Source organism: Nocardia sp. No.11, assembly GCF_038752175.1.
GTDB classification, from domain to species: domain Bacteria; phylum Actinomycetota; class Actinomycetes; order Mycobacteriales; family Mycobacteriaceae; genus Nocardia; species Nocardia canadensis.
On sequence record NZ_JBCGFB010000026.1, the window covers coordinates 15,706 to 42,013 of the forward strand.

The 26,308-nt window shown below is 68.8% G+C and carries 30 protein-coding genes; 20 read left to right on the forward strand and 10 right to left on the reverse strand.

Features of this window, described 5'->3' with window-relative positions:
• Positions 1 to 3 precede the first annotated feature (3 nt).
• Positions 4 to 2,127 (reverse strand): acyl-CoA dehydrogenase, encoded by a 2,124-nt coding sequence (locus V8688_RS10935; RefSeq protein WP_218720590.1) that lies wholly within the window; start codon positions 2,125 to 2,127, stop codon positions 4 to 6.
• Positions 2,128 to 2,254: 127 nt separating this feature from the next.
• Here V8688_RS10935 and kstR point away from each other — a divergent pair, with 127 nt between their 5' ends.
• The 14 genes from kstR to V8688_RS11005 all read left to right on the forward strand — a co-directional run bounded on the left by kstR (position 2,255) and on the right by V8688_RS11005 (position 14,168).
• A complete protein-coding gene (gene kstR / locus V8688_RS10940; RefSeq protein WP_218720591.1) occupies positions 2,255 to 2,869 on the forward strand; it encodes a cholesterol catabolism transcriptional regulator KstR in 615 nt (204 codons plus the stop codon).
• Positions 2,870 to 3,181: 312 nt separating this feature from the next.
• Positions 3,182 to 5,752 (forward strand): trehalose-phosphatase, encoded by a 2,571-nt coding sequence (gene otsB, locus V8688_RS10945; RefSeq protein WP_218720592.1) that lies wholly within the window; start codon positions 3,182 to 3,184, stop codon positions 5,750 to 5,752.
• Positions 5,753 to 5,947: 195 nt separating this feature from the next.
• Positions 5,948 to 6,262: a type VII secretion target gene (locus tag V8688_RS10950; RefSeq protein ID WP_342800738.1), complete on the forward strand. Its 315-nt coding sequence runs from the start codon at positions 5,948 to 5,950 to the stop codon at positions 6,260 to 6,262.
• A 17-nt stretch (positions 6,263 to 6,279) separates the two neighbouring features.
• Positions 6,280 to 6,582, forward strand: coding sequence for a WXG100 family type VII secretion target (locus V8688_RS10955; protein WP_342800739.1), 303 nt, complete (start codon positions 6,280 to 6,282; stop codon positions 6,580 to 6,582).
• Complete coding sequence (locus V8688_RS10960) at positions 6,579 to 6,872, forward strand: hypothetical protein (protein WP_342800740.1); 294 nt, start codon at positions 6,579 to 6,581, stop codon at positions 6,870 to 6,872. The genes V8688_RS10955 and V8688_RS10960 overlap by 4 nt, the downstream gene beginning before the upstream one ends.
• A gap of 101 nt (positions 6,873 to 6,973) precedes the next feature.
• Positions 6,974 to 7,972 (forward strand): DUF4157 domain-containing protein, encoded by a 999-nt coding sequence (locus V8688_RS10965; RefSeq protein ID WP_342800741.1) that lies wholly within the window; start codon positions 6,974 to 6,976, stop codon positions 7,970 to 7,972.
• A 46-nt stretch (positions 7,973 to 8,018) separates the two neighbouring features.
• A complete protein-coding gene (locus V8688_RS10970; RefSeq protein WP_342800742.1) occupies positions 8,019 to 8,231 on the forward strand; it encodes a hypothetical protein in 213 nt (70 codons plus the stop codon).
• A 288-nt stretch (positions 8,232 to 8,519) separates the two neighbouring features.
• Complete coding sequence (locus V8688_RS10975) at positions 8,520 to 8,789, forward strand: type II toxin-antitoxin system prevent-host-death family antitoxin (protein ID WP_342800743.1); 270 nt, start codon at positions 8,520 to 8,522, stop codon at positions 8,787 to 8,789.
• Positions 8,779 to 9,240 carry a type II toxin-antitoxin system VapC family toxin gene (locus V8688_RS10980; protein WP_342800744.1) on the forward strand — a complete coding sequence of 154 codons (462 nt, stop codon included), beginning with the start codon at positions 8,779 to 8,781 and terminating at the stop codon, positions 9,238 to 9,240. The genes V8688_RS10975 and V8688_RS10980 overlap by 11 nt, the downstream gene beginning before the upstream one ends.
• 167 nt (positions 9,241 to 9,407) lie before the next feature.
• Positions 9,408 to 10,271 (forward strand): zinc ABC transporter substrate-binding protein, encoded by an 864-nt coding sequence (locus V8688_RS10985; RefSeq protein ID WP_342800758.1) that lies wholly within the window; start codon positions 9,408 to 9,410, stop codon positions 10,269 to 10,271.
• Between the two features lie 5 nt (positions 10,272 to 10,276).
• Positions 10,277 to 11,170, forward strand: a complete 894-nt coding sequence (locus V8688_RS10990; protein WP_218720596.1) for an ATP-binding cassette domain-containing protein — start codon at positions 10,277 to 10,279, stop codon at positions 11,168 to 11,170.
• Positions 11,170 to 12,036, forward strand: coding sequence for a metal ABC transporter permease (locus V8688_RS10995; protein WP_218720597.1), 867 nt, complete (start codon positions 11,170 to 11,172; stop codon positions 12,034 to 12,036). Before V8688_RS10990 ends, V8688_RS10995 begins: the two co-directional genes overlap by 1 nt.
• Before the next feature lie 63 nt (positions 12,037 to 12,099).
• A complete protein-coding gene (locus V8688_RS11000) occupies positions 12,100 to 13,272 on the forward strand; it encodes an acyl-CoA dehydrogenase family protein (RefSeq protein ID WP_342800745.1) in 1,173 nt (390 codons plus the stop codon).
• Positions 13,273 to 13,367: 95 nt separating this feature from the next.
• Positions 13,368 to 14,168: an enoyl-CoA hydratase-related protein gene (locus V8688_RS11005; protein WP_316573388.1), complete on the forward strand. Its 801-nt coding sequence runs from the start codon at positions 13,368 to 13,370 to the stop codon at positions 14,166 to 14,168.
• 3 nt (positions 14,169 to 14,171) lie between these two features.
• Here V8688_RS11005 and V8688_RS11010 read toward each other — a convergent pair whose 3' ends face one another.
• From V8688_RS11010 to carD, 6 genes are all read right to left on the reverse strand, one after another.
• Positions 14,172 to 14,450, reverse strand: a complete 279-nt coding sequence (locus V8688_RS11010) for a DUF4190 domain-containing protein (RefSeq protein WP_218720600.1) — start codon at positions 14,448 to 14,450, stop codon at positions 14,172 to 14,174.
• Positions 14,451 to 14,674: 224 nt separating this feature from the next.
• Positions 14,675 to 15,658 carry a 23S rRNA (guanosine(2251)-2'-O)-methyltransferase RlmB gene (gene rlmB / locus V8688_RS11015; protein ID WP_342800746.1) on the reverse strand — a complete coding sequence of 328 codons (984 nt, stop codon included), beginning with the start codon at positions 15,656 to 15,658 and terminating at the stop codon, positions 14,675 to 14,677.
• Positions 15,658 to 17,061, reverse strand: coding sequence for a cysteine--tRNA ligase (cysS, locus tag V8688_RS11020; protein WP_218720602.1), 1,404 nt, complete (start codon positions 17,059 to 17,061; stop codon positions 15,658 to 15,660). The genes rlmB and cysS overlap by 1 nt, the downstream gene beginning before the upstream one ends.
• A gap of 132 nt (positions 17,062 to 17,193) precedes the next feature.
• Positions 17,194 to 17,661 (reverse strand): 2-C-methyl-D-erythritol 2,4-cyclodiphosphate synthase, encoded by a 468-nt coding sequence (gene ispF, locus V8688_RS11025; RefSeq protein WP_342800747.1) that lies wholly within the window; start codon positions 17,659 to 17,661, stop codon positions 17,194 to 17,196.
• A complete protein-coding gene (gene ispD / locus V8688_RS11030; RefSeq protein WP_218720604.1) occupies positions 17,658 to 18,392 on the reverse strand; it encodes a 2-C-methyl-D-erythritol 4-phosphate cytidylyltransferase in 735 nt (244 codons plus the stop codon). The genes ispF and ispD overlap by 4 nt, the downstream gene beginning before the upstream one ends.
• A 1-nt stretch (position 18,393) precedes the next feature.
• Positions 18,394 to 18,882, reverse strand: a complete 489-nt coding sequence (carD, locus tag V8688_RS11035) for an RNA polymerase-binding transcription factor CarD (RefSeq protein WP_019044685.1) — start codon at positions 18,880 to 18,882, stop codon at positions 18,394 to 18,396.
• Positions 18,883 to 19,234: 352 nt separating this feature from the next.
• Between carD and V8688_RS11040 the strand changes: the two genes are divergently transcribed.
• Together V8688_RS11040 and radA are read left to right on the forward strand one after the other, a co-directional pair.
• Positions 19,235 to 19,960 (forward strand): hypothetical protein, encoded by a 726-nt coding sequence (locus V8688_RS11040; protein ID WP_342800748.1) that lies wholly within the window; start codon positions 19,235 to 19,237, stop codon positions 19,958 to 19,960.
• A 79-nt stretch (positions 19,961 to 20,039) separates the two neighbouring features.
• A complete protein-coding gene (radA, locus tag V8688_RS11045; RefSeq protein WP_218720605.1) occupies positions 20,040 to 21,440 on the forward strand; it encodes a DNA repair protein RadA in 1,401 nt (466 codons plus the stop codon).
• A gap of 155 nt (positions 21,441 to 21,595) precedes the next feature.
• On the opposite strand, the gene V8688_RS11050 is transcribed toward radA, so the two are convergent.
• Together V8688_RS11050 and V8688_RS11055 are read right to left on the reverse strand one after the other, a co-directional pair.
• On the reverse strand, positions 21,596 to 22,276 hold the full coding sequence (locus V8688_RS11050; protein ID WP_316573385.1) for a hypothetical protein: 681 nt from the start codon (positions 22,274 to 22,276) through the stop codon (positions 21,596 to 21,598).
• An 82-nt stretch (positions 22,277 to 22,358) separates the two neighbouring features.
• Positions 22,359 to 22,982 (reverse strand): carbonic anhydrase, encoded by a 624-nt coding sequence (locus V8688_RS11055; RefSeq protein ID WP_218720607.1) that lies wholly within the window; start codon positions 22,980 to 22,982, stop codon positions 22,359 to 22,361.
• Positions 22,983 to 23,072: 90 nt separating this feature from the next.
• Between V8688_RS11055 and V8688_RS11060 the strand changes: the two genes are divergently transcribed.
• Entirely contained in the window at positions 23,073 to 23,951 is an 879-nt protein-coding gene (locus V8688_RS11060; RefSeq protein WP_342800749.1) for an A/G-specific adenine glycosylase, read from the forward strand.
• On the opposite strand, the gene V8688_RS11065 is transcribed toward V8688_RS11060, so the two are convergent.
• The gene (locus V8688_RS11065) at positions 23,948 to 24,691 is read right to left on the reverse strand and encodes an alpha/beta hydrolase (RefSeq protein WP_342800750.1); all 744 of its coding nucleotides are present in this window, start codon (positions 24,689 to 24,691) and stop codon (positions 23,948 to 23,950) included. The two genes, V8688_RS11060 and V8688_RS11065, sit on opposite strands and share 4 nt — an antisense overlap.
• 55 nt (positions 24,692 to 24,746) lie before the next feature.
• Here V8688_RS11065 and V8688_RS11070 point away from each other — a divergent pair, with 55 nt between their 5' ends.
• The 3 genes from V8688_RS11070 to V8688_RS11080 all read left to right on the forward strand — a co-directional run bounded on the left by V8688_RS11070 (position 24,747) and on the right by V8688_RS11080 (position 26,275).
• Positions 24,747 to 25,070 carry an antibiotic biosynthesis monooxygenase gene (locus V8688_RS11070; protein ID WP_218720610.1) on the forward strand — a complete coding sequence of 108 codons (324 nt, stop codon included), beginning with the start codon at positions 24,747 to 24,749 and terminating at the stop codon, positions 25,068 to 25,070.
• 225 nt (positions 25,071 to 25,295) lie between these two features.
• The gene (locus V8688_RS11075) at positions 25,296 to 25,496 is read left to right on the forward strand and encodes a CbtB-domain containing protein (RefSeq protein WP_019044677.1); all 201 of its coding nucleotides are present in this window, start codon (positions 25,296 to 25,298) and stop codon (positions 25,494 to 25,496) included.
• Positions 25,487 to 26,275 (forward strand): CbtA family protein, encoded by a 789-nt coding sequence (locus V8688_RS11080; protein ID WP_316573383.1) that lies wholly within the window; start codon positions 25,487 to 25,489, stop codon positions 26,273 to 26,275. Before V8688_RS11075 ends, V8688_RS11080 begins: the two co-directional genes overlap by 10 nt.
• The last annotated feature ends 33 nt before the right edge of the window (positions 26,276 to 26,308 follow it).

Here is a 26,308-nt window from a genome sequence, read left to right on the forward strand (position 1 = left end):
GAGCTAACTGTCCGCATCGCGCGGCAGGCCGAGAATCCGCTCGGCGGCCACGGTCAACAGGATCTGCTCGGTACCGCCCGCGATGGAGAGACAGCGTGTGAGCAAGAATTCTTTCAGGGCTTCGTCTTCCAGGGAACCGTCTTGGCCAGAAAGTTCCAGGGCGTACTCCGCCAGGTCCTGCCGATGCCGGACACCGACGAGTTTGCGCACGCTGGCTTGGGCGCCTGCGTCGACGCCCGCCATCGTCGCCACCGCGATTCGCTGTTCCAGCAAAGAGCCAGCAATCGAGGCGGCGATCAGCTCCCCGAAACGGTCCTCACGCAGTTCGGTTCCCCATCCGCCGACCGGGAAACGGTCCAGCAGCGCCTCCAGCGCGCCGCCGATGCCGCCGCCGCCCATGGCGACGCGTTCGGCCGACAGGGTGGTCCTGGCGATCTTCCAGCCGTTGTTCAGCGCACCGACCAGGCCGTCGTCGGGAACGAAGACCTCGTCGAGGAAGACCTCGCTGAAGCGGGCCTCCCCGGTGATCGTCACCAGCGGACGCACCTGTACGCCCGCGGCGTGCATGTCGACCAGGAAGTAGCTGATCCCACGATGCTTGGCCACGGTCTGATCGGTGCGGGCCAGGCAGATGCCCCAGTTCGCTTCCGATCCCAGCGAGGTCCACACCTTCTGGCCGCGCAGCACCCAGCCGCCGTCGACCTTCTCGGCGGTGGTGCGCAGCGCGGCGAGATCCGAGCCCGCGCCCGGTTCGCTGAACAGCTGGCACCAGGTGACCTCGCCGTGCAGGGTCGGCCAGACGAACCGCTCGATCTGCGTCTCGGTGCCGTAGCGCAGCAGCGTCGGCACCGCCCAGCCCGCGACCGCCAGATCGGGGGTCGTCAGGTCGGCGCGGCGCAGCTGCTCGGCGATCTGCAGGCAGGTCATCGGATCGGCTTCGCGCCCATACGGTTTCGGCCAGTGCGGCATCACGAAGCCGCCCTCGACCAGCGCCCGCTGCCGCTGCTCGGGCGACAGCGCGCCGATGGCGGCGATCTCGGCGGTCAGCGCGGAGTCGCCCGCCACGTCACCGAGCACGCGCTCGGCACCGGTGGTGCGGCGCTGCCCGGCCCTGGTGAGCTCGGCGACCCTGGCCCGCCAGCGCGCGGAGCCGCCGAGCAGCTGCCGCAGCGCACTGGCCCGGCGCAGGTAGAAGTGCGCGTCGTGCTCCCAGGTGAAGCCGATGCCGCCCAGCACCTGGATGGCGTCCTTGGCGGTGTCGACGGCCGCGTCGAGTGCGGTGGCCGCGGCGACGGCGGCCGCGATCGGCAGCTCGGCCCCGCCCTCGTCGATGGCCGCGGCCGCGTCGGCGGCGACGGCGCGGATCAGCTCGGTGCGGCACAGCATCCAGGCGCAGATGTGCTTGATCGACTGGAAGCTGCCGATCGGCTTGCCGAACTGCTCGCGGACCTTGGCGTAGTCGACCGCGGTGCGCAGGCACCAGCCCGCGACGCCGGCCAGCTCGGCGACCGCGAGGGCGACGAACAGATCGGTGACGTCGGCCGCGGACTCGAAGCCGTGCGACTGGGCCACCGCCACGTCGGCGGCGGTGATCCGGGCCAGCGGCACCGTCTGATCGGCGTTCGCCAGCGTGGTGATCGTCACATCGGCCGCCGGGATCAGCAGCCAGCGCACGCCGTCGACGGTGTTCGCGGGTAGCAGCACCTGGGTGTCGGCGTCGGCGCCGTAGACGTGGTCCCAGGTGCCGGTGACGATCCAGCCGTCATCGGTGCGCTCCGCCTTCGCGGTGAGCTCCTCGGTGGGCACCGCGATGGCGCACGGGGCGCCGTCGGTCACCGCGCCCCTGGTGATCAGCGCGGCCAGCGCGGTGGCCAGTACCGGGCCGCCGACCAGGTCGTCGGCGGTTTGTTCCAGCAGCACGGCCAGATCGGCGACGGTGCCGCCGAGGCCGCCGTGCTGCTCGTCGAGCGCGACCTCGAAGAGGCCGAACTCGGTCAGCGCGGGCCAGTACTGGCGCCAGCTACCGGCACCGCCGGCCCGCATTGTTGCAATCGGCGCGACCGAACTCGCCCAGCCCCGCAGCGACTCCGCGGCGGCTTTATGCTCGTCAGTGGTGGCGATGGTCACAAGAAAAACCGCCCTTCCGGCGTGGCTCCCACTCCTAGAACATGTTCTAATATCCGGGCCGGGTGTAAGTCAAGAGACCTACACTTGGCCCGTGTTTTCAGGCGCTCGCAGCGAAAGGGTTTCCACGATGGACAGTCCGGCCCCCACGCCCACCGTGACGACACTGTCCGAGGACGAGCTGAGCTCCAACGCACAGCGTGAGCGTCGCAAGCGCATCCTCGACGCCACCCTGTCGCTGGCGTCCAAGGGCGGCTACGACGCGGTCCAGATGCGCGCGGTGGCCGAACGGGCCGACGTCGCCGTCGGCACCCTGTACCGGTACTTCCCGTCCAAGGTGCACCTGCTGGTCTCCGCGCTGGCCAGGGAATTCGAGCAGTTCGAGGGCAAGCGCCGCCCCCTACCCGGTGACGGCCCGTCCGAGCGCATGCACGGCCTGCTCACCCAGATCACCCGGATGATGCAGCGCGACCCGCTGCTCACCGAGGCCATGACCCGCGCCTTCATGTTCGCCGACGCCTCGGCGGCGGCCGAGGTCGATCGGGTCGGCAAGGTGATGGACCGGGTCTTCGCCCGCGCGATGAGCGACGGCGAACCCGACGAGCGTCAGCTCGCCATCGCCAGGGTCATCTCCGACGTGTGGCTGTCCAACCTCGTGGCGTGGCTCACCCGCCGCGCTTCGGCGACCGACGTCACGGAACGACTCGAGCTCACCGTCGACCTGTTGCTGGGCGATCGCGGATAGACCACAAATCACCCATGCCCGTTGACACACGTCGGCTGTGCGCCTTCCCCTGGGAAGATGCATAGCCGACGTCGCATATGCGGAACCATGCATCTACCGGGCCCGAGGGCCTCTCCGCCGGGCTCGCGGGCACCGTGAGCTCGGCGAACCCGGTCCGCCTCGATGGGCGAAAGGCCCGGAATTAGCGACGCGGTCGCGAGGAACCGGGCGCCGTCGGAGCGCACAACCCGCCGCGCCGCTCGCGCGGCAAAATTGACGCAGTATTGTTTTTCGCGCCCCCTGATCAACTCCTCCGATCACTAGGTTGGATGCGTGAGCGCACAGGATCTGCCCTTGGATGTCCGCCGTGCACTGGCGTCGGTTGCGCGCGTGCCACGGCTCTTGGTTGCCTCGGACTACGACGGGACTATCGCCCCGATCGTGTCCGACCCGGCGAAAGCGTTTCCCCAACGGGAATCGGTCAGCGCGTTACGCGCGCTGGCGGGGTTGGCGAACACGACCGCCGCGGTGATTTCCGGTCGGGCCCTACGCGATCTGGCCGCGCTCTCGCGCCTGCCGGTCGAGGTGCAGCTGATCGGCAGCCACGGTTCGGAGTTCGACGTGGGCTTCGTGCACGCGATCGACAACGATGCCAAGCAACTGCTGACGGAGATCAACTCCGCGTTCACCCAGATCGCCGCCGAGAATCCCGGCGTGACCGTGGAGATGAAGCCGGCCAGCGCCGCGCTGCACGTGCGCAACGCCAGCCCCGAGATCGGCAGGCGCGCACTGAATTCCGCGCGCCAGGGTCCGGCGTGCTGGGTCGGCGTGCAGGTGACCGAGGGCAAGGCGGTGATCGAGCTCGCGGTGATCCCCACCGACAAGGGCACCGCCCTCGACACCATTCGGCATCAGGAAAGCGCCTCGGCCGCAGTCTTCTTCGGCGACGACGTCACCGACGAGAAGGCGTTCCGGGTGCTGTCGGGTCCCGATGTCGGCATCAAGGTCGGCGACGGCGAGAGCCTGGCCAAGCTGCGCGTCGACTCGACCGAGGACGTGGCGCGCGCGCTGGCGTTCCTGGTGGAGGAACGCCGGACCTGGCTGGCCGGTGCCAGCGCGCCCCGGATCGAACGGCTGAGCATGCTGGCCAGCCCCCGCTCGGTCGCGCTGCTCACCCCGGACGCGACCGTCACCTGGTTCTGCCACCCCGAGCCGGATTCCGCGGCGGTGTTCGCGCACCTGCTCGGCGGTGCGGGCGCGGGACACTTCACGGTGGCGCCGGAGCGATCCGGTCTGCCGCTGTCGCAGCGGTACGTGGACGGCACCATGACCGTCCAGACCCGGTGGGCCAGCCTGCAGGTCACCGACTACCTGCCGCACGACGTCGCCCCCGACCGCACCGACCTGACCCGGGTGATCACCGGCGACGCGAAGGCCGTCGTGACGTTCGCGCCGCGACCGGAATTCGGTCAGGTGCCGGTGCGTATCGAGGCGGTGCCCAACGGCCTGCGGGTCAGCGGCACCAACGATCCGATGGTGCTGCGCTCGCCCGGGGTGGCGTGGGAGATCAGCTCCGACGGCACCAATGAGCAGGCGCGCGCGGTCGTCGACCCGTCCGGCGCGCCGGTGATCCTCGAACTGCGCTGCGGCACCGCCGATCTGGCGCCCTCGATGACCCCCGAGCACCAGCGCAGGCAGCTGGCCGAGCAGTACTGGTCGCAGTGGGCGGCCGGGCTGCAGCTGCCCCCGCTCAAGCCGGATCTGATGAAGCGCTCCGCGTTGACCCTGCGCGGGCTCGTGCACCGCCCGTCCGGCTCGATCCTGGCCGCGGCCACCACCTCGCTGCCCGAGGACATCGGCGGCGTGCGCAACTGGGACTACCGCTACTGCTGGCTGCGCGACGCCTCGCTGACCGCGCAGGCGCTGGTGACGCTGGGCTCGCTCACCGAGGCCGAGGAATTCCTCGGCTGGGTGCACCGGGTCCTCGACACGCTGCCCGGCCCGGAACGGTTGCACCCGCTGTACACGATCTACGGCGAGACCCTGCCGCCCGAGGCCGTCATCGACCTGCTGCCCGGCTACGCCGGTTCGCGGCCGGTGCGCGTCGGCAACGCGGCGAACATGCAGGTGCAGCTCGATGTGTTCGGGCCGATCGTCGACCTGATCACCTCGATGGCGCACGAGCGCGAACGCCAGGGCGCGGTGGAGGCGGTCAAGGCGCTGCCCGACGCCGACTGGGAACTGGTGCACGCCATGGTCTCTGCGGTACAGCGGCGCTGGACCGAGCCCGACCACGGCATCTGGGAGATCCGCGGCAACCCGCGCCACCACGTGTACTCGAAGGTGATGGGCTGGCTCACGATCGATCGCGCGCTGACCCTGGCCGCGCGGTTCGATCGCCCGGTCGATCCCGAGTGGGCCGCGCTGCGCGACGTCATCGCCGAGGAGGTGAAGGCGAAGGGCTGGAACGAGGAGGTGCAGTCCTACACCGCCGCCTACGACGGCACCGACCTCGACGCCGCGACGCTGCACATCGGCCTGAGCGGGCTGATCGACCCGGCCGACCCGCGTTTCGCCGCCACGGTGGTCGCGACCGAGGCCGAGCTGCGCAGCGGTGCGACGGTCTACCGCTATCACCACGACGACGGCCTGCCCGGCGGCGAGGGCGGGTTCCACCTGTGCGCCGCCTGGCTGGTGGAGGCCTACCTGCTCATCGGCAGGCGCTCGGACGCCGAGGCGCTGTTCGCCCAGCTGGTCGCGGCCGCCGGGCCGACCGGCCTGCTGAGCGAGGAGTACGACCCGGTCGCCGAACGCTCCCTCGGCAACCACCCCCAGGCCTACAGCCACCTCGGCCTGCTGCGCTGCGCTCAGCTGCTCAGCCAGCCGGCCGACGTCCTGGTGTAAAGGTCATCAGACAAGCCGGGCTCGGACTCCGAGCCCGGCTTGTCGGCGTTCTGGCCAAGCTCTATGCCTCACCTCTTTCCCATCCCTCAGGCCACCGACGATTCATCCGGTTGACGCACGGAGCGGTCTGCAAATACGGTCCACAGAGCGGTCGCACCTCGAGTAGCGGCCATGTACCCCGGGGGGCAATTCGCGATGTCGACGACGGATTCTTCGGCGCTCTCGGTCGAACCTGAGGTGGTCAAGGCGTTCGGACGGTTGGCCTATCAGGTGGCGTCGGAATGCAAGGCTGGGTACGCATCGGTGGTCACCGACATGTGGGCGACCATCGAGGCGTGGACCGGGAACAATGCCGGTGTATTCACAGCCGGGTGGGAGGAATTCCATCTGGGTGCCGATCAGGTGTGGGATGCCCTCTTTGACCTGGCGGACAAGCTCGGTGTGACTGCGGAGACCTTGCAGGGGGCCGACGAGTCCAACGCCGCGGCGACCTACACCCTGAATCTCTGAGCCCGGGGCGATGTCTGATGACTACCGAACCTCCCGAGTTCAAGGTCGACCTCGACCAACTCGAACAGCTGACGACACGCCTGCGCGGATATCTTGCTGCGGTGTCCGATGTGCTGACCGCACTGGATGCGAAGTCCAAAGAAGTGGACGACGTCTGGTCGGGCGAGGCAGCGGCGGCTTACCGCGAAGCGCACACCGAGTGGCGGGCCGGAGTCACTGACATGCAAGAGGGATTGGCGGCCTTGCAAACCGCCGCCGAGACCGCCCATCAGGGCTACACCAACGCAGCTTCGGCGACCTTGAAGATTCTCGGCGTATGACGGCACCGACCACGATCGCAGTCGATCCGAAGATCTATTACCAGGCGGCGATCAATTGTTTCGACGCCGCCGCGGCGCTGTTCGACACCTTCACCTACATTTTCGGTGAGCTCCACGGCTACGGCATGATGGCGGGTAGGGATGAAGACGGGAGAACCTGGGCGGCGTCCTACGACAAGTCCGCTCAGGACGCGGTCTCCTTCTACGGCCAGACCTACAAGACGCTGCGGGCATACGGAACCGCACTCAACGATCTCGGCCACGAGCACGCCAATCCGACGCCCTTTTGAAGGGGACGGCGCAGCCCGAACGGCCCGCGGACAAGGCATCGACAGCTACATTCGGGCCGTACGCGCTGCCAGCGTCCGCGGCTGGTGGAACCCCGCAGGGATTGGCGCAGACAGCGATCGAGGTACTAGACGCGATCAACTGCCCGCTCCCTGACGGTGACACCGACACGCTTGCCAAGGCCGCAGACGCGTGGGATCGCCTCGGCAGGCTGTATCAGAACACGAACGCCAAAGACAAGATCACCATCGCTGTCACGCTCTTCGACGAGGTGACCTCGAACGACGCGCCCCAGGTCCGGGAAGACCTGAGGACCCTCGAGTCCTCGATCGGCGAACTGCTCAACACCTGCCAACAGATCAGCAAGTCCTGCCTGGACTACAAGGCCGCGGTCGAGGAACTTCGAGAAGAGATCAAGGGCTTCATCGAATCAATCATCCAAGAAGCCGCGATCAACGTGGCAGTGACGGTTATCGCGACCTGCGTGACCGGCGTCGGCGGGTTGATCGCCGGCGCGAAAGCGGTGGAGTCCGCCCGGCGCTGGTCGGTGAAGATCAAGAACGCAGTCACCGCTTGGCGCGCACGCAAGCTCGCCCAGCTCAAGGGGCTGGGTGAGACCGCGATCGCCGCGATGCAGAAAGCATGGCAGGCCGTGAAGAATCTCGCTTCGAGACTACGACCCGGTCGCCCTAAAGTCGCAGTCGAAGACGGCAGACTTTTTTCGAGATTCGGAAATCGCACTAGTCGCGAAGTACTGGAGAGTGGCGACCATCTGCCATTAAACCAGGATACGATCAAGATGTACGCAGAAAAGTACGGCATCGACCTCGAGGGTGTTCAAGTTCGCATTGCAACCTCCCCGGACGAAATCCGCTATTACGACGATTATGCTCAGGCTAGCGCTAGCACGATCGGGGATGACATATTATTGACTCCAGCGGCCTTCGCAGACGAGGAAGCACTGGTACGAAACCTGGTTCACGAGCGCGTGCATGTCGAGCAGTACAGGGACGGTCGCGTCAACTCCGGCGCAGTTCGTGAGCTCGAGGACGAGGCGTACCAGAAGGACGAGGAATTCTGGCAGAGGCATGGAAACAAATAGAGCGGAGGCCACCGTTAGCGAATTTCATGTTACAGACGTGTTTTGGATGAGCTCCATAGGCAAGCGCTTCATTGTCGGCAGGATGGTTGGCGTATTTGAAATCGGGCAGAGCGTCACACTCCGCCAGCAGGATGGAACCACCGTGTCCGGCACTCTCGAGGCCATCAATCTCCACAGGCAGAAGCCAGGTTTCTGCACCCTGGTCTTCTCGGAAGAAATATCGAACCGGGTACAGCCGGGCGATCTCATTCACGATTGAGAAGTTGGCCGGTCTTGATGGTCGGCTTCCTGGCAGAGTTAGGGAGTTCCTCTAGAAACCCCAGTTCAACCCCGGATCGCTTCAGGGCGACATCTGCTGACCACTGACGCCGACGCCAGGAGGGGCTGGAGGATCTCGGCCGTGCGCGATTCGATCCGCAAGCGATCAAGCGCTCAGCGCACGGACCTGTCGATCCGGTCGGCGGGCTGGTCGATCAGTGTGGTGATGGTGCCGTAGTCATTGTCAGCAGGGAGTGCCACCTGGTGGCACACCTTGCTACCATGAGGTATGCAACCGCAGCCCGAGATCACCCAGCGCGACCTGCGTAGTCGATCGAAGGAGATCATGGACGCAGTCCAGCGAGGGCAGGCGTTCACAGTCACACGCGATGGTCACCGGATCGGCGAGCTGATTCCGCTACGGCGGCGCAGGCGGTTCGTCTCGCGCGCCGAGTTCGCGTCGATGTCCCGAACCGCTCCCGACATCTCGGTCGACGCGTTCCGGGCGGACCAGGACGAGGTTGCCGACCACTACGCAGGTGATCCGGATGCCGAGTGATCATGAGGTCGGCCTGCTCGACACCAACATCATGATCCTGCGTCGGTGGATCGACCCGGCGCACCTGCCCGACACCATGGCGATCAGCACGGTCACACTGGCAGAACTGTCGGCAGGCCCACACGAAGTACGCCGCAACGACGAGCAGGACCAGTATGACGAGCACATCGAGCGCGCGAACCGGCTCGACGTACTCCAGCGAGCAGAGAACGAGTTCGACCCCATTCCGTTCGAAGCCGAAGCCGCGCGAATCTATGGACGCGTGTGCGCCGCCGTGGTCAGCGTCGGGCGCAAACCGCGACGCCGGATCGCCGACCTGATGATCGCCTCGATAGCCATCGCCGAGCAGCTTCCGCTGTACACCACCAACCCCGACGACTTCCATGGGTTGGACCGGCTGCTGACCATCGTTCCGGTAACCAGACCACTCGTTCCGACCCGCGCCCGCTGATTCCGCACAGGCCCGGACTTCGAGTCCGGCTTGTCGATGCGGTTCATGCCGGGTACTCAGTGCTGCTAAAGTAAAACGGTAACGATTTCCATTATGATCTAGGGCACAGCACCCCGTGCCTGATCGCGCACGGCCAGGAGTACCGCGTGAACAGTCGATTCGCCCGCATGTGTGCCGGTCTCACGGCGGGAGTGGCGGCTGCGGTCGTCCTCACTGCCTGCGGGGGCGGCTCGAAGGACTCCGACGGTCTGTCGATCGTGGCCTCCACCAATGTGTGGGGCTCCATCGCGACCGCGGTCGCCGGGCCGGATGTCCGGGTCACCTCGATCATCAGCGATCCCGCCGCCGACCCGCACTCGTTCGAGACCTCGGCCACCGATACCGCCGAGATCAGCGACGCCGATCTCGTGGTGTTCAACGGCGGGCACTACGACGAGTTCATCGAGAAGGCCATCTCGGGCAAGAACAAGCGGACCGTCGAGGCGTTCGAGCAGCGGGCCGACAAGAGCGACGACAACGAGCACGTCTGGTACGACGTCGCCACCGTCGCCGCGGTCGCCGACCGGATCGCCGCCCAGCTCGGCGAGGTCGACACCGCCAACGCCGCTGCCTACACCGAGCGCGCGACCGCCTTCAAGAACCAGCTGATCGGCGTCAGCACCATCACCGGCACCATCGCCACCCAGCACCCGAACGCGCCCGTCGCCCAGTCCGAGCCGCTCGCGCACTACCTGCTGCTGGCCGCGACCGCGCAGGACAAGACCCCGCACGAGTTCCAGGAAGCGATCGAGCAGGAGACCGACCCGGCGCCCGCCGCCGTGGCCGCCACCCGCGACCTGATCACCGGCAAGCAGGTCAAGGCGCTGATCTACAACACCCAGACCCAGGACAAGATCACCCAGGACCTGCGGGCCACCGCGCAGACCGCGGGCGTCGCCGTCGTCGAGGTGACCGAAACCCTGCCCGCTGGGGTGGATTACGTCCAGTGGCAGACCGCGAACGCCAAGGCGCTCGCCGCGGCGCTGCGCTGATCGCCATGTCCACGACCGAGGAAGCGGCAGGGACCGTCACCGCGGCGCACCCGGCGACAACGTCGGGCGGCACCACGCCCGCGGCGGGTGCGCCACGGGCGAGCACCGACCCGGCGATCCGTCTGCGCGCGGCGACGCTGGCGTTCGGCGAGCGCACGCTGTGGCGCGACCTCGATCTCGACGTGGCGCCCGGTGAATTCATCGCCGTCCTCGGCCCCAACGGGTCGGGCAAGACCTCGCTGCTGCGAGTACTGCTCGGGCTCCTCGAATTGGGTTCGGGCCGTGCGGAAGTCGCGGGCAAGCCGGCGGGCACCGGCAATCCGGGCGTCGGCTACGTCCCGCAGCAGAAGACGATCGACGCCGGGGTGCAGTTGCGCGGCCGCGATCTGGTCGGGCTCGGCGTCGACGGGCACCGGTGGGGCCTGGGCTGGCGTGGCCGCAAGGAGCGGGCGCGCAAGATCGAGGCCGCCGTGGCCGCGGTCGGCGCGCAGCGCTTCGCGCACGCCCCGCTGGACACGCTCTCCGGCGGCGAGCAGCAGCGGCTGCGGGTCGCCCAAGCCCTCGTCGGCGACCCGGCGGTGCTGCTCTGCGACGAACCGCTGCTGAGCCTGGATCTGGCCAATCAGCGGCTGGTCGCCGAACTCGTCGACAAGCGCCGCCGCGAACACGACACGGCGGTGCTGTTCGTGACCCACGAGATCAACCCGATCCTGCCGATGGTCGACCGAGTGCTCTACCTGGTGGACGGCGAGTTCCGGATCGGCACTCCCGACGAGGTGATGACCTCGGCGACGCTCTCGGAGCTCTACGGCACCGAGGTCGAGGTGCTGCGGGTGCGCGATCGGCTCGTCGTCGTCGGCACCGGCGACGACATGGACGCGCTCGGCGGTACCGCCTGATGGACAAGCTCGACAAGGTTCTGCACCAGATGTTCGACGTCGGCACCACCGCCGACCTGCTCGGCTACGACTTCGTCCAGCAGGCGCTGCTCGCGAGCGCGCTGCTCGGGCTGCTCGCCGGACTGATCGGGCCGCTGATCGTCAGCAGGCAGATGTCGTTCGCCGTGCACGGCACCAGCGAGCTCTCGCTGACCGGCGCGTCGGCGGCGCTGCTGGCCGGGGTCGGCGTCGGGATCGGCGCGATCGCCGGGTCGGTGGTCGCCGCCGTGCTGTTCGGCTGGCTCGGTTCCCGTGCGCGCGAACGCGATTCGGTGATCGCGGTGGTGCTCTCGTTCGGCCTCGGCCTGTCGGTGCTGTTCCTGTGGCTCGCCCCGGACCGCGCGGGCTCGAAGTTCTCACTGCTCACCGGCCAGGTCGCCAGCGTCGGCTACGACGGGCTCGCGCTGCTGGTCACCTGCACCGCGGCCGTGCTGGCCGTGCTCGCGGTGATCTATCGGCCGCTGCTGTTCGCCAGCTCCGATCCCGAGGTCGCGGTGGCGCGCGGGGTGCCGGTGCGGGCGCTGTCGGTGGTGTTCGCGGTGCTGCTCGGCATCACCGCCGCCTTCGGCGTGCAGATCGTCGGCGCGCTGCTGGTGCTCGCGCTGCTGATCACCCCGGCCGCGGCGGCCGCGCAGCTGACCGCGAGCCCGCTGCGGGCGACGGTGTTGTCGCTGGTGTTCGCCGAGGTCGCCGCCGTGGGCGGGCTGCTGCTGTCGCTGGCGCCCGGAGTGCCGGTGTCGACCTTCGTCACCGGGATCTCGTTCACGATCTATCTGGTGTGCCGGGTCATCGGCCACCGCAGTCGGCGGCCGGTCGCCGCTCGCTGAAATTTGGTGCCACTTGGGGCCGAAATTGCCCGAACCGGGGCACGGGCGAGCAGACTACACAGCATGATCGACTTCGCCGTCCCGGAAGATCTGGCCGCCCTGCGGGATCGAGTCCGCGCCTTCGTCGCCGAACAGATCGTGCCGTTCGAACGCGATCCGCGCCTGACCGCGCACGGGCCGACCGACGACCTGCGCGCCGAACTCGTCGACCTGTCCAGGGCCGAGAAGCTGCTGACCGTCCAGGCCCCGGTGGAATACGGCGGGCTCGGCCTGACCCATGTCGAGCAGGCGGTGGTCTACGAGGCCGCGGGCTGGTCGACGCTCGGCCCGGTCGCGATGAACTGCGCCGCGCCCGACGAGGGCAATATGTTCCTGCTCGGCAAGGTCGCCGACCCCGATCAGGTCGAGCAGTACCTGATGCCGATGATCCGCGGCGAGCAGCGCTCGGTGTTCGCGATGACCGAACCCGACGGCGCGGGCTCCGATCCGGGGCAGCTGCGCACCGAGGCGGTGTTCGACGGCGAGAACTTCGTGCTCAACGGGCGCAAGTGGCTGATCACCGGCGCCGACGGGGCCAAGACCTGGATCATCATGGCGCGCCTCACCGAGAACCCGCACCTGCCCGCCGGGCCGACGCTGTTCCTCGCCGACGGCGACACCGAAGGCATCGTCATCGAGCGGATCATGAACACCATGGACCGCAACTACGTCGGCGGGCACGCCGTCGTGCGGTTCGAGAACCTGACCCTGCCGCCCTCGGCCGTGCTCGGCCGCACCGGCCAGGCCCTGCGCTACGCCCAGCTGCGGCTGGCGCCCGCCCGGCTCACCCACTGCATGCGCTGGCTCGGCGCGGCCGAACGGGCGCAGAGCATCGCCCTGGACTACGCGCGCACCCGCACCGCGTTCGGCAAGCCGATCGGCGAGCACGAGGGCGTGTCGTTCATGCTCGCCGACAACGAGGTGGCACTGCACCAGTGCAGGCTGACCATCTGGCACAGCTGCTGGCTGATGGATCAGGGCCAGCAGGCCAGGCACGAATCGTCGATGGCCAAGTCCTATGTCTCCGAGGAACTGTTCAAGGTCACCGACCGCTGTGTGCAGGTGCTCGGCGGGATCGGGATCAGCGACGAGACGGTGGTGGAGATGCTGTTCCGGGACATGCGCGCGTTCCGGCTCTACGACGGCCCGACCGAGGTCCACAAGTACGCCATCGGCAAGCACTTGCTGCGGGAGTGAAGCACAATCCGATCCCGCGCCGGGCCGATGACGACGTGGTTGCGCGAGCCGCCACTTCCGGCGCCGACGCCGCGCCGCTAGTACCATTCGATCCCATGAGTTCGGAACTGCTCGTCGATGTCGCTGCCGGAGTCGCCGTGCTCACGCTCAACCGGCCGGCGCAGCAGAACGCCGTCACCCCGACGATGGCCGCCGAGCTCAGCGCGGCCCTGCGCCGGTGCGACAGCGAGGACTCGATTCGCGCCGTCGTCATCACCGGCACCGCGCCCGCCTTCTGCGCAGGCGCGGATCTGTCCGCCCGGGTCAACGGCGAGGTGACGCTGGATCCGCCGCCGTGGCAGGTCCGCAAGCCGGTGATCGCGGCCGTCAACGGCCATGCCGTCGGCATCGGGCTGGCCCTGGCCCTGCAGTGCGACCTGCGCTACTTCGCCCGCGATGCCGTCTACGGGCTCAGCCAGGTCCGCCGCGGCGTGCTCGCCGACGGCTACGCGCACTGGACCGTGCCGCGGCTGGCCGGGCTGGCCAACGCCGCCGACATCATGCTCACCGGACGCACTTTCGACGGTGACGAGGCCAAGTCGATGGGCCTGGCCAATGCCAGCCTGCCCGCGGGCGAGGTGCTGCCGACCGCCATGGCGGTCGCCCACGACATCGCCAACGGGCCAGCGCCGCTGCCGGTCGCACTGACCAAGCGGCTGATCTGGGAGAGCCTCGGCATGACGCCCGCCGTCGTCGGGCAGCTCGAATCCGAACTCAACGCCCACGTCGCCAAGAGCATCGACGGCGGCGAGGCGATGGCCGCGTTCAAGGAGCGCCGTCAGCCCAAGTGGACCGGCAGTATCAGCGCCGAGTGGCCCGCCTGGGACGCCCCCGAGGGGCGCCCCAGCCTGGACTGAGGCTCAGAAGTTCCCGTTGCAGGACCCCGCGAGGTAGAGCATCGCGAACAGCACCATCAAGATGGTGCCGATGATGCCCGCGATGTACCCGATCATCACCTGGGAGCGCCCGGACAAGGCACCGTAGGACGCGTCGATCTCGTTGAGGGCCCGCTTGCCGAGCACCCACGCGATCGGCCCGAAGATCCCGCAGCAGAACGGGCTGAGCAGCCCGAGCACGAGGATCAGGTTGGCCTGCGGGTGCTCGACCGTCTCACCGATCGGCTGGTTGGGTATCGCCACGCACCGAATTCTACTGTGCACGAGGGCCGCTGACGCTGCACTACGCGCGCAGCCACGAAACAAACCCAGCCCCGCACGCCCCGACCTCGAGGAGGGGCAGGCCGACGTAGTCGGCCGTCGCGGCCGTCCCGCCGATCAGGCGCCGGTGCGTAGGCGACGAAGGAGCAAGCACCGGTGTCTGATCGGCGGGACAGGAGGGGCCGCGACCTCGAGCGCGCCAGCGCTCAAAGAATACGACGCTGCCTGGCGATGTCGGCCAGGACCACACCGGCGGCGACCGAGGCGTTGAGCGACTCGACCGGACCGGCCATCGGGATACTCAGGATCGAGTCGCAGTTCTCGCGCACCAGCCGCGACAGGCCCTTGCCTTCGGACCCGACGACGACCACGGTCGGCACGCTGCCGTCGAACTCGTCGAGCGGGGTGTCACCGCCGGCGTCGAGGCCGACGATCTGGAATCCCTGCGACGCCCAGTCCTTCAGCGTGCGGGTCAGGTTGGTCGCCCTGGCGACGGGCAGGCGCGCCGCCGCACCCGCGCTGGTCCGCCACGCCACCGCGGTGACACTGGCGCTGCGCCGCTGCGGGATGACCACGCCCTGACCGCCGAACGCGGCGACCGAGCGGATGACCGCGCCGAGATTGCGCGGATCGGAGATGTTGTCCAGCGCGACCAGCAGACCCGGCTCGCCGGAGACCTTCACCCGATCCATCAGGTCGTCGGGGTGGGCGTAGCGGTACGGCGGCACCTGCAGGGCCACGCCCTGATGCAAACCGTTGGCGCTGAGCCGATCCAGATCGGTGCGCGGCACCTCCAGGATCGAGATGCCCATGTCGGCGGCACGCTGCACGCTCTCGGAGAGCCGGTCGTCGTTCTCGGTGCCGACGGCCACGTAGAGCGCGGTCGCGGGCACCTCGGCACGCAGACACTCGAGCACCGGGTTGCGGCCGAGCACCAGCTCGGGGCCGTCGTCGGACTTGCGGCCCGCGCGGGGTACACCGCCCTTGCCGGTCGGACGGGACTGCGCCGCTTTGGCTTTGGCGGCGGCCGCGGCGCGCTTGGCGGCGGGATGCTTGGTGCGGGCCTCGGCGGGCGGCGTCGCGCCCCGGCCCTCCAGGCCGCGACGGCGCTTGCCGCCGGAACCGACGACGGCACCCTTCTTGGTGCCGCCCTTCCTGATCGCTCCGCGTCGCTGTGAATTGCCTGCCATCAGTTCGCCTTTCCGCTAGCTGCGCCCAGCGACCATTCCGGCCCCTGCGGGGTATCGGTGACCTCGATACCCGCTGCGACGAGCCGATCCCGTGCGGCATCGGCTTCTGCCCAGTTCTTCTCCGCCCGCGCGCTCGCCCGGCGATCCAGCTCGGAGCGGACCAGCACATCGAGCGCGTCCAGTGCCGCCGAGTTGTCGGCCGGGGTGTACCAATGCGGGTCGAGCGGGTCGACGCCGAGGATGCCCAGCATCGCCCGGACCTGACCGGCCAGCTCGGCCGCGGTCTCCACCGCGCCCGCTTCCAGCGCGCGATTACCCTCGTGCACCACGTGGTGAATTTCGGCGAGCGCCTTCGGAATCGCCAGATCGTCGTCGATCGCGGCGGCGAATCCGTCGGTCCATTTACCGATCGGGACCTCGCCGACCCGATCGAGCACACGATGCACGAATGCCTCGATGCGCTGATACGAGGCGACCGCGTCGTCGAGCGCTTTGTCCGAATATTCGAGCATCGAGCGGTAATGCGCGCTGCCCAGATAGAACCGCAATTCCACCGGCCGGACCCGGCTGAGCACATTGGGCACCGAGAGCACATTGCCGAGCGACTTCGACATCTTCTCCCCGCTCATCGTCACCCAGCCGTTGTGCAGCCAGTAACGGGCGAAACCGTCACCGGCCGCCTTGGACTGAGCGATCTCGTTCTCGTGGTGCGGGAAAATCAAATCCATTCCACCGCAGTGGATATCGAATTCGGGACCCAGATAGAACTCGGCCATCGCCGAGCATTCCAGGTGCCAGCCGGGACGGCCGGGGCCCCACGGCGACGGCCAGCTCGGCTCGCCCGGCTTGGCCGACTTCCACAGCGTGAAATCGCGCGGATCGCGCTTGCCGCGGGTCGGGGTCTCGCCCTGGTGCACGTCGTCGAGTTTGTGGCCGGACAGCTCGCCGTAGTTCGGCCAGCTCAGCACGTCGAAGTAGACGTCGCCGTCGGCGGCGTAGGCGTGACCGCGCTCGATCAGCCGTTCCATCAGCCCGACCATCTGGGTGATGTGGCCGGTGGCGCGCGGCTCGGCCGAGGGCGGCAGCACGCCGAGCACCTCGTAGGCCGCGTCGAAAGCGCGCTCGTGCGTGGCGGCCCATTCCCACCACGGCCTGCCCGCCTCGGCGGCCTTGTTCAGGATCTTGTCGTCGATATCGGTGACATTGCGGATGAACCAGACGTCGTAGTCGTGCGCGAGCAGCCAGCGGCGCAGCACGTCGAACGCGACGCCGCTGCGCACGTGCCCGATATGGGGCTGACCCTGCACGGTGGCCCCACACAGATACACCGAGGCACGGCCGGGGACCAGCGGGGTGAATTCCCGCAGGGTCCGCGTGTCGGTGTCAAAAAGGCGCAAGGTCACGGCATTCGATCCTAGTCGGTGGGATGGTGGTGGAGATGACCGGCCGGTTCGTGGCTCGCCGTGATTGTCCGACGGCCGGACGAAGCGGCGAGAACGCGTGGTGCGGCAGGAAATCTTCGAGGCCCGTGCGGGCTACGAACATGCCGTGATCAGGCAGGTGGCGATGGCCGCGATGCCCTCGCCGCGGCCGGTCAGCCCGAGACCGTCCGTGGTGGTGCCCGAAACCGAGACCGGCGCGTCGAGCAGTTCGCCGAGCACTTTCTGGGCCTCGGCGCGACGAGGGCCGATCTTCGGGCGATTGCCGATGACCTGCACCGCGGCGTTGACGACCGTGAAGCCCTCCTCGGTCAGCAGCCTGCGGACCTCGGCGAGCATGGCGGCGCCGGTGACCCCGGCCCATTCGGGACGGCCGACCCCGAACACCGCGCCGACGTCGCCCAGACCGGCGGCCGAGAGCAGCGCGTCGCAGAGCGCGTGCGCGGCGACGTCGCCGTCGGAGTGCCCGGCGCAGCCGTCGGCGTCGGGGAACAGCAGACCGGCCATCCAGCAGGGACGACCGAGCTCGATGGGGTGCACATCGCTGCCGATGCCGACTCTCATCGCGCGACCGCCTGCTCGGCGGGCCGAGGAACGTCGGCGGCGCGATCGGCGCGCAACGCGTCGGCCAGGCGCAGGTCGAGCGGGGTGGTGATCTTGAAGGCGAGCGGGTCGCCTGCGACGGTGCGCACGGCGACGCCGAGGCGTTCGACCAGGCCGGCGTCGTCGGTCGCGCCGACCTCGGTGGCGTACGCCTCGCGCAGCAGGTCGGCGGCGAAGCCCTGGGGAGTCTGGACAGCCCGCAGGTGGGCGCGCTCGGGGGTGCCGGTGACCACGCCCGCGTCGTCGACCGATTTCACGGTGTCGACGACCGGCAGGGCGGGCACGACGGCGGGACTGCCCGCCTGCAGCTCGGCGGCCACTCGCGCGATCAGCTCCGGTGGAGTGAGCGCGCGAGCGGCATCGTGCACGAGATAGAACGCGGCATCGGGCGCGGCCGCGATCCCGGCGCGCACCGAATCGGTGCGCTCGGCGCCGCCAACGACGACCTGCACCGGCACAGGGGGCATCGAACCGCCGGTCAGCGAGGTGGTTGACAGCAGAGCGGACGCGGCTTCGACCAGCTCGGCGGGCACGACCACGACGACCCGGTGCACCGCACCGGACGCGATCAGCCCGTCGACGGCCAGCCGGACCATAGGTGTGCCGCCGACCGGGACGAACGCCTTCGGGGTGGATTCACCCAGGCGCACGCCACGACCGGCGGCAGGGACCAGTGCTACGACAGGTCGCACTCTAGGAAGCCGCGGCGAGGACCTCGTCGAGCAGCGATTCGGCCTTGCCGTCGTCGGTGCCCTCGGCGAGCGCGAGCTCACCGACGAGGATCTGGCGAGCCTTGGCCAGCATCCGCTTCTCACCGGCGGACAGGCCGCGATCCTGCTCACGACGCCACAGGTCGCGCACGACCTCGGCCACCTTGTTCACATCGCCCGAGGCGAGCTTCTCGAGGTTGGCCTTGTAACGGCGGGACCAGTTGGTCGGCTCCTCCGTGTGTGGCGCGCGCAGCACCTGGAAGACGCGGTCGAGACCCTCCTGGCCGACGACGTCACGGACGCCGACATATTCGGCGTTCTCCGCGGGAACCCGAACGGTCAGGTCGCCTTGCGCGACCTTCAGGACCAGATACTCTTTCTGCACACCCTTGATGGTGCGGGTCTCGATTGCTTCGATCAGCGCCGCTCCGTGGTGGGGGTAAACGACGGTGTCTCCGACCTTAAAAATCATGTGTCCCGTGCCCCTTTCGATGTTCACAGTTTAACATGCGACTCGATAACGGCGCGATCAACTGTGCAGGTCAGGGCCACAACGAGGCCATCGTAGGGGTTGACAACGCGGAATTGGTGTGCATTGTGTTGCGCCAGAACGGGTTAACCACCAGCACAGCGAGCCGTATCCGCGTCGCACTCCCCCGGCACCACTCCGGCAACCCGGCGCGAGACACCGAACTGTTACTTCCGCGCCCGCGCGTCGCGAGCCCGGACGCCACGCGCGCGAAGCGAACTACTACGCTGCCTAGTTACTACCCTCCGATCCGCTGTGTGGACGGAGTGAGCCCGGTCGACATGGAGGACAAACCGTGACTGCCCTGAAAGCTGTGACCGCCCCGTCGGCGCGACGTCGCATGGCGACGGTTGCCGCGCTCGCCGCTGCCGCGGGTATCGCCCTGAGCGGCTGCAGTGCCGGCCAGCACACCCAGACCTCGTCGCAGGCCGCCGCGATCAACGGCAACCACGCGGACGTGGGCCCGATCTCCCTGCGCAACGTGCACATCATCTACCCGGCTTCCCCGGCCGAGCACGACAAGGGCGGCAAGGCCGTGATCGCGCTGTCGATCATCAACGGCAGCGAGACCGTCACCGACGAGCTGACCAGCGTCACCACCGACCTGGGCACCGTCAAGCTCACCGGCCCGGCGGGCGACCCCAAGTTCGTGCTGAAGCCGCAGCAGATCGTCGTCGCCGGCCCGGTCAAGGTCACCGGTGACGCGCAGGGCGACGATCACCACGGCGCCAGCCCGACCACCTCCGCCGCGCCGACCACCTCCGCGGCCCCGACCACCTCCGCGGCCCCGACCACGTCCGCGACCGGTCAGGACGTCCCCTCGATCGATCCCGAGGCCAAGCCCGGCACGATCGAGATCACCGGCCTGAGCAAGCAGATCTACCCGGGCCTGACCTACAACGTCACCTTCAACTTCAAGGACGCGGGCACCGTGCAGGTGTCGGTCCCGGTCGACGCCGCCGAGGTCGACCGCGTCGAGAACGAGAAGTCCGGCCCGGCCCCCGAGGGCGCCGGTCACTGAGACCAGGCCGAACAGAAAGCCGTCGCGGTGGTCCGCGGCGGCTTTTCTTTTTGTCGGAGCCGGTCCGTAGGGTGCGCGTGTGGCCAAGACCAAAGCAGTCTTCCGGTGCACCGCGTGCTCGCACGAGGTGTCCAAATGGGTGGGTAAGTGCCCGGATTGCGGCGCCTGGGGGACGGTGAACGAGGTGGCGGTCTCCGCGGCCGCCGCGGCGCCGGGCAGGCGGGCGATGCTGCCGAGCACGGCGGCGGCGCCACTGTCGCAGATCGACGCCAAGGTCACCCAGGCCCGCTCGACCGGGGTCAGCGAGCTGGATCGGGTGCTCGGCGGCGGTGTGGTGCCCGGGTCGGTGGTGCTGCTCTCGGGCGAACCGGGCGTCGGCAAGTCGACCCTGCTACTCGAGGTCGCGCACCGGTGGGCCGCCCAGCGCGACGAAACCTCGCTGTACGTGACGGCCGAGGAGTCCGCCGGGCAGGTGCGGCTGCGCGCCGATCGCACCGGCGCGGTGCACGACCGGGTGTATCTCGCCGCCGAATCGGACCTGTCGATCGTGCTCGGGCACGTGGAACAGGTGCGGCCGACGCTGCTGGTGGTCGACTCGGTGCAGACGATGCTGGCGCCCGAGGTGGACGGCGTGATCGGCGGTGTCACCCAGGTCCGCGCGGTGACCGCGGCGCTGACCTCGCTGGCCAAGGCCACCGGAATCGCGGTGCTGCTGGTCGGCCACGTCACCAAGGACGGCAATGTCGCAGGCCCGCGCACGCTCGAGCATCTGGTCGACGTGGTGCTGCAATTCGAGGGCGACAAGAATTCGACGCTGCGCATGATCCGCGGCATCAAGAATCGTTTCGGCAGCGCCGACGAAGTGGGCTGTTTCGAATTGCACGAGGACGGCATCGCCTGCGTCGACGATCCGTCGGGTCTGTTCCTGCACCACCGCACCGATACCGTCCCCGGCACGGCGGTGACCGTCGCGATGGACGGTAAACGCCCGCTGGTCGCGGAGGTGCAGGGGCTGACCGTCAAGACCGAGATCCCGCAGCCACGGCGCGCGGTGAGCGGCCTGGACTACAACCGCGTCGCCATGGTGCTGGCCGTCCTGCAGAGCCGTGGGCGGGTGTTTCTCGGCAAACACGATGTCTACGCCGCCACCGTCGGCGGCATGCGCCTGATCGAGCCGACCGCCGACCTGGCCATCGCGCTGGCCATCGCCTCCGCCGAGGCGGATATCGCGCTGCCGGCGGGCTGGGTGATCCTCGGTGAGGTCGGGCTGGCGGGCGAGGTCCGCAAGGTCACCGGGCTGGGCCGGCGGCTCGCCGAGGCCGAGCGACTCGGTTTCACCACCGCCCTGGTGCCGCCCGGTTCGGAGAAAACCAAGACCGGTTCGATGCGTATCCACGAGGTCGGCGATCTCCGCTCGGCGCTGCGCTTGGCGCAGCTCCGCAAATCGCGCGCACCCCGGGATCCGGTCCCCGTGGAATAACTCCGGCAAACCCGGGATATGGCCGATATCGGCCATTCCCGTGCCAACAACCATTGACATAGTCGGTGAGCATGCGAAGCCTGCAAATCCACCCGACTTGAACATGTGACTTACAGCGCACCCGCACAATGCCGGACACGCACCGGCGCCGACGGCTAGGTCGCGAGGTTGAACGGCTCGGCGGCGCTGCGCACCGCACCGAGCTGCGCCACCACCATGTAGGCGCCCGCGGGCACCTGGAGGCGATCACCGGCGCAGTTCGGCTGGGACGTCGTCCCGAACCAGGTGCCCTTGTAGGACAGCTGCTCGCCTGCCTTGAGCGTCTTCACTTCCGGCGGTCCATCCGGGTTGCAGTCGTTGCTCGCCCACAGACGGCGCTGCCCGTCGAGGGTGTAGACCAGGAATTGCGGGCCGGGACCGAGATCGCGCGAACACGGCGCCGAGGAGATATTGGTGATGACCGTGCCGAACCCCGGTTGATCACCCACCCGGTACGTCGGCTGGCCGACGGTCACCTTCAGGGCCAGCGACTGATCACTGCACGGCTGTGCCGCGGGCTGATCCGCCGCGGAACTGCTCGCCGCGGCGCTGGAAGTGGCGGCGGCGCTGCTCGACGTCGCGCTGCTCGACTCGGCCGAACTGCTGGTCGACGCCGAACTGCCCGCCGCGGTGGTGGTCGACGTGGCCGCGGCGGTATCGCCGGACGAGTCACCACCGCGCGCCACCATCGTGACGAGCCAGATCACGATCGCGAGCGCGACAATGATGACGCCGATGGCGAGTGCGCGGCGACGCCAGTAGATCTCCGGTGGCAGCGGTCCATTCGGTTCCAGCACGCCTCAACGGTAAGCGCACCGCGCGGAGCCGCGCTCGATGACCTCGGCGTGTCGTGGGGGTGAACCGAACCGATCGCCCGGTTCAGACCACCTCGCCGATGTTCCCGACGACGCGACGCAGGTGCACGCGGCCGTCCTCGAGCTTGTAGGTGACGCTCGCGATCGCGCACTGACCGGTGGCGACGCGCTGGGAGATGATCATCGACCGCTGCATCAGGAGCCTGCTGGTCTCCACGACGTGGCGGGCCTCGAATTCGTCGATCGAGGTGAGGCCCTCGCGACGGCCGACCAGGATCGACGGCGTGACGCGTTCGACCACGCTGCGGATGAATCCGCCGGGGACCTCGCCACCGTCGAGCGCGTCGATGGTGGCCTTCACGGCGCCGCAGCTGTCGTGTCCGAGGACGACGATCAGCGGCACGTCGAGCACCTCGACGCCGTACTCGATCGAGCCGAGCACCGAGCTGTCCACCACATGACCCGCGGTCCGCACGACGAACATGTCGCCCAGCCCCTGATCGAAGATCAGTTCGGCGGCCACCCGGGAGTCACCGCAGCCGAACAGAATGGCGTGCGGATGCTGGCCGCTGACGAGCTTGGCTCGGTCGGCGGCGCCCTGGCTAGGATGCAGCAGGGTGTCGTTGACGAAGCGTTCATTGCCTTCGCGCAACGACTTCCAGGCGCTTATCGGATTGGAACCAGGCATACCGATCATTGTGCACAGGCCGAGGGTTACCAGCGAGTCCGCCGCGTTACGCGTCGGCAAAGATGGCCTGGCTGAGGCGGAACGGGAACAGTGAGTATCGACGCGGAAGTCTTGGTGGATTGGTTCACCGAAACGGCACGTGACCTGCCGTGGCGCCAGCCGGAGGCAACCGCCTGGCACATCCTGATGAGCGAGATCATGCTGCAGCAGACCCCCGTGGTGCGGGTCGAGCCGATCTGGCGGGAATGGGTGGCGCGGTGGCCGGTGCCCTCGGCGATGGCCGCGTCCTCGCAGGCCGAGGTGCTGCGGGCCTGGGGCAAGCTGGGCTATCCGCGCCGGGCCCTGCGGCTGCACGAGTGCGCGCGAGTGCTGGCCGCCGAGCACGGCGACGTGGTGCCCACCGACGTCGAGGTGCTGCTGAGCCTGCCCGGTATCGGTGACTACACCGCCCGCGCGGTGGCCTGCTTCGCCTACGGTCAGCGCGTCCCGGTGGTCGACACCAATGTCCGCCGGGTGGTCGCGCGGGCCGTGCACGGGCGCGAGCCGGGCAATCCGTCCTCGCGCGATCTCGCCGAAACCGCGGCCCTGCTGCCGATCTCCGTGCCGCGCGCCGCCAAGTTCTCGGCGGCGCTGATGGAGCTGGGCGCGCTGATCTGCACCGCCCGCAACCCCGACTGCGCGAACTGCCCGCTGCCCGCGTGCGCGTGGGTCGACGCGGGCAAGCCCGCCGCCGCGGTGGCCCGCAAGGTGCAGAAGTACGAGGGCACCGATCGGCAGGCACGCGGCAGGCTGCTCGATGTCCTGCGCGACGCGTCGGGGCCGGTGGAGCGGGTTCGCCTCGACCTCGCGTGGACCCGCGACCCCGGCCAGCGGGCGCGGGCACTGGATTCGCTGCTGGTCGACGGCCTGATCGAGCAGACCGAGGACGGCCTGTTCGCGCTGGCCGGCGAAGGCGGGGCGACGGGCTAGCCCACGACGCGGCGCAGGAAGCGGCCGACGAGGTCGCGATAGGCCTCGGGCTGCTCGTCGTGCACCAGGTGCGCGGCCCCCGCGACGACCACGTACTCCGCGTCCGGGTGGACCTCGGCCATCGTGCGCATCTGCCCCGGCGGGGTGATGGTGCGCTCGCCCTCGATCAGCAGCGCGGGAATTTCCAGCGACTTCCATTCGGTCCAGAAGTCCCTGGTCCCCCACTCCTCGGAGATGGCGCGGAAGGTGTCGACCTCGCCGTGCAGCCGATAGCCGTCGGGTCCCGAGGTGAACGCGCGCAGGAAATACGTGCCCGCGACCGGCCCGAAGTAGTCGAGCACCGCCCGCTCGTCGGCGAAGGGCTGCGGCCAGGAGTGGATCAGCTCGGCCCAGTGCGCGGCGGTGCGGCCGGTGAAATCGGGGGCGATGTCCTCGACGACGAGGGCGCGGACCCGCGCGGGGTGGGTGGCGGCGAAGACCCAGCCGTGGATCGCGCCCATCGAATGCCCGACGATCACCATCGGCTCGGTGATCGCGGCCGTGAGCTCGGCGAGATCGGCGACGAACGCCTCGGTGGTGAGCTCGGCGGGTGGCACGCGACCGTGTCCGGCGGCGTCGACGGTGTAGAGGTGGCCGTATTCGCGCAGCCACGGCAGCTGATCGGTCCAGGTGCGCGCGCTGCCCATCAGCCCGTGCAGCAGCAGGATCGGGACGCCGGTCCCGCCTTCGTCGTACAACACCCTGCCGATTGTGCCCCAGACCGGGATGTTTCCCGCGCGGTCGTATTGTCGGCTCATGGCTGTTGTGAAGATCAATGCGATCGAGATCCCCGAAGGTGCCGGCCCGGAGCTGGAGAAGCGGTTCGCCGCCCGCGCGCACGCGGTGGAGAACTCCCCCGGTTTCCTCGGCTTCCAGTTGCTGCGCCCGGTGGCCGGCGACAACCGGTATTTCGTGGTGACGCAATGGGATTCGGAGGAATCCTTCGCCGCGTGGCGCGACGGTCCGGCCCGGGCCGCACACGCGGGCAGCGGTGGCGAGGGCGAGCGCCCGAAGCCGGTCTCGACCGGTGCGTCGCTGCTCGAGTTCGAGGTCGTCCTCGACGTCCCCGCGAAGGCCTGACATCGGCGTTTCCGCTGGACATGCGGATGCGCGTATTGACGTGGGCGCCTGGCGACTGTCACAGTGCGAGGGAACATACGCGAGGGTGCGCGGTAATTCCGGTGAGAATCCGGAGCGGTCGCGCCACTGTATCCACGTACCGGGTCCCCGGTGCCGGAGAGCCAGACACCGGCACCTTCGCACCACACTTCGACCATGGGACGCGTATCCCTGAGGAGGACCCGAATGGCTATCGCGCATTCACCCAGCCGGTCTACCGGCCTGGACACCCTGGCAACCGTGCTCGTCACGGTCGGTGTCGTTCTGCTTGCACTGCTCGCCCTGTACCTGGTCGGTTTCGATCAGGGGGCCGTCTCGCGTAGCGGGATGTTCCTGCACGAGCTGATGCACGACGGACGTCACCTGCTGGGTGTTCCGTGCCACTGACCGGATCGCTCAAAACCCTGCTGTTACGTGGCCTGCTGGCCGGCTTGATCGCCGGCCTGCTGGCCGCGACAGTGGGCTACTTCGTCGGCGAGCCCCAGGTGGACGCCGCGATCGCCATCGAAGAAGCTGCCGCCGCCCCGGCCGATCATCCGCACGAGGCGGCCGAACCCCAGGGCCATTCGCACGGCGACGAGGAAGAACCGCTGGTCAGCCGGAACGGTCAGAAGGCGGGTCAGTTCCTTGCCCTCGGCCTGGCCGGGATGGCGTTCGGCGCGTTGTTCGCCGCGGCCGTCAACGTCGCCCGCCGGTTCACCACGCTGTCGGGAGTCGCGTTGTCGCTGGCCTCGGCGGGATTCGCGTGGGCCGCGATCGTCGCGGTGCCGTTCTTCAAGTATCCGGCCAACCCACCGGCGGTGGGCGATCCGGAGACCATCAACGACCGCACCTGGCTGTGGGTCGCCGCCGTCGTGCTCGGCCTGCTCGCCGTCGCAGCGTCGGTCGCCGCGTACCGGGCGCTGGCCGGACAGCTGGACACGCTCCGGCTGATCGCGGGCGTGCTCGCGTTCGTGCTGGTCACCACGGTCGGCTACGTGCTGCTGCCGGGCGTGAACGAGGTGGCCGACGACTTCCCCGCGACGCTGCTGTGGCGGTTCCGGGTGGCGTCGCTGGCCGAGACCACCACGCTGTGGGTCTCGCTCGGTCTGGCGTTCGCCGCGCTGACCGAATTCGCTTCGCGGCGTAGCACTCCGGTAGCAGAGCGGGTCGCTACCGCAGGGTGATCCTCGCGGGTATCGCGTGAAGGCAGTGTCGGT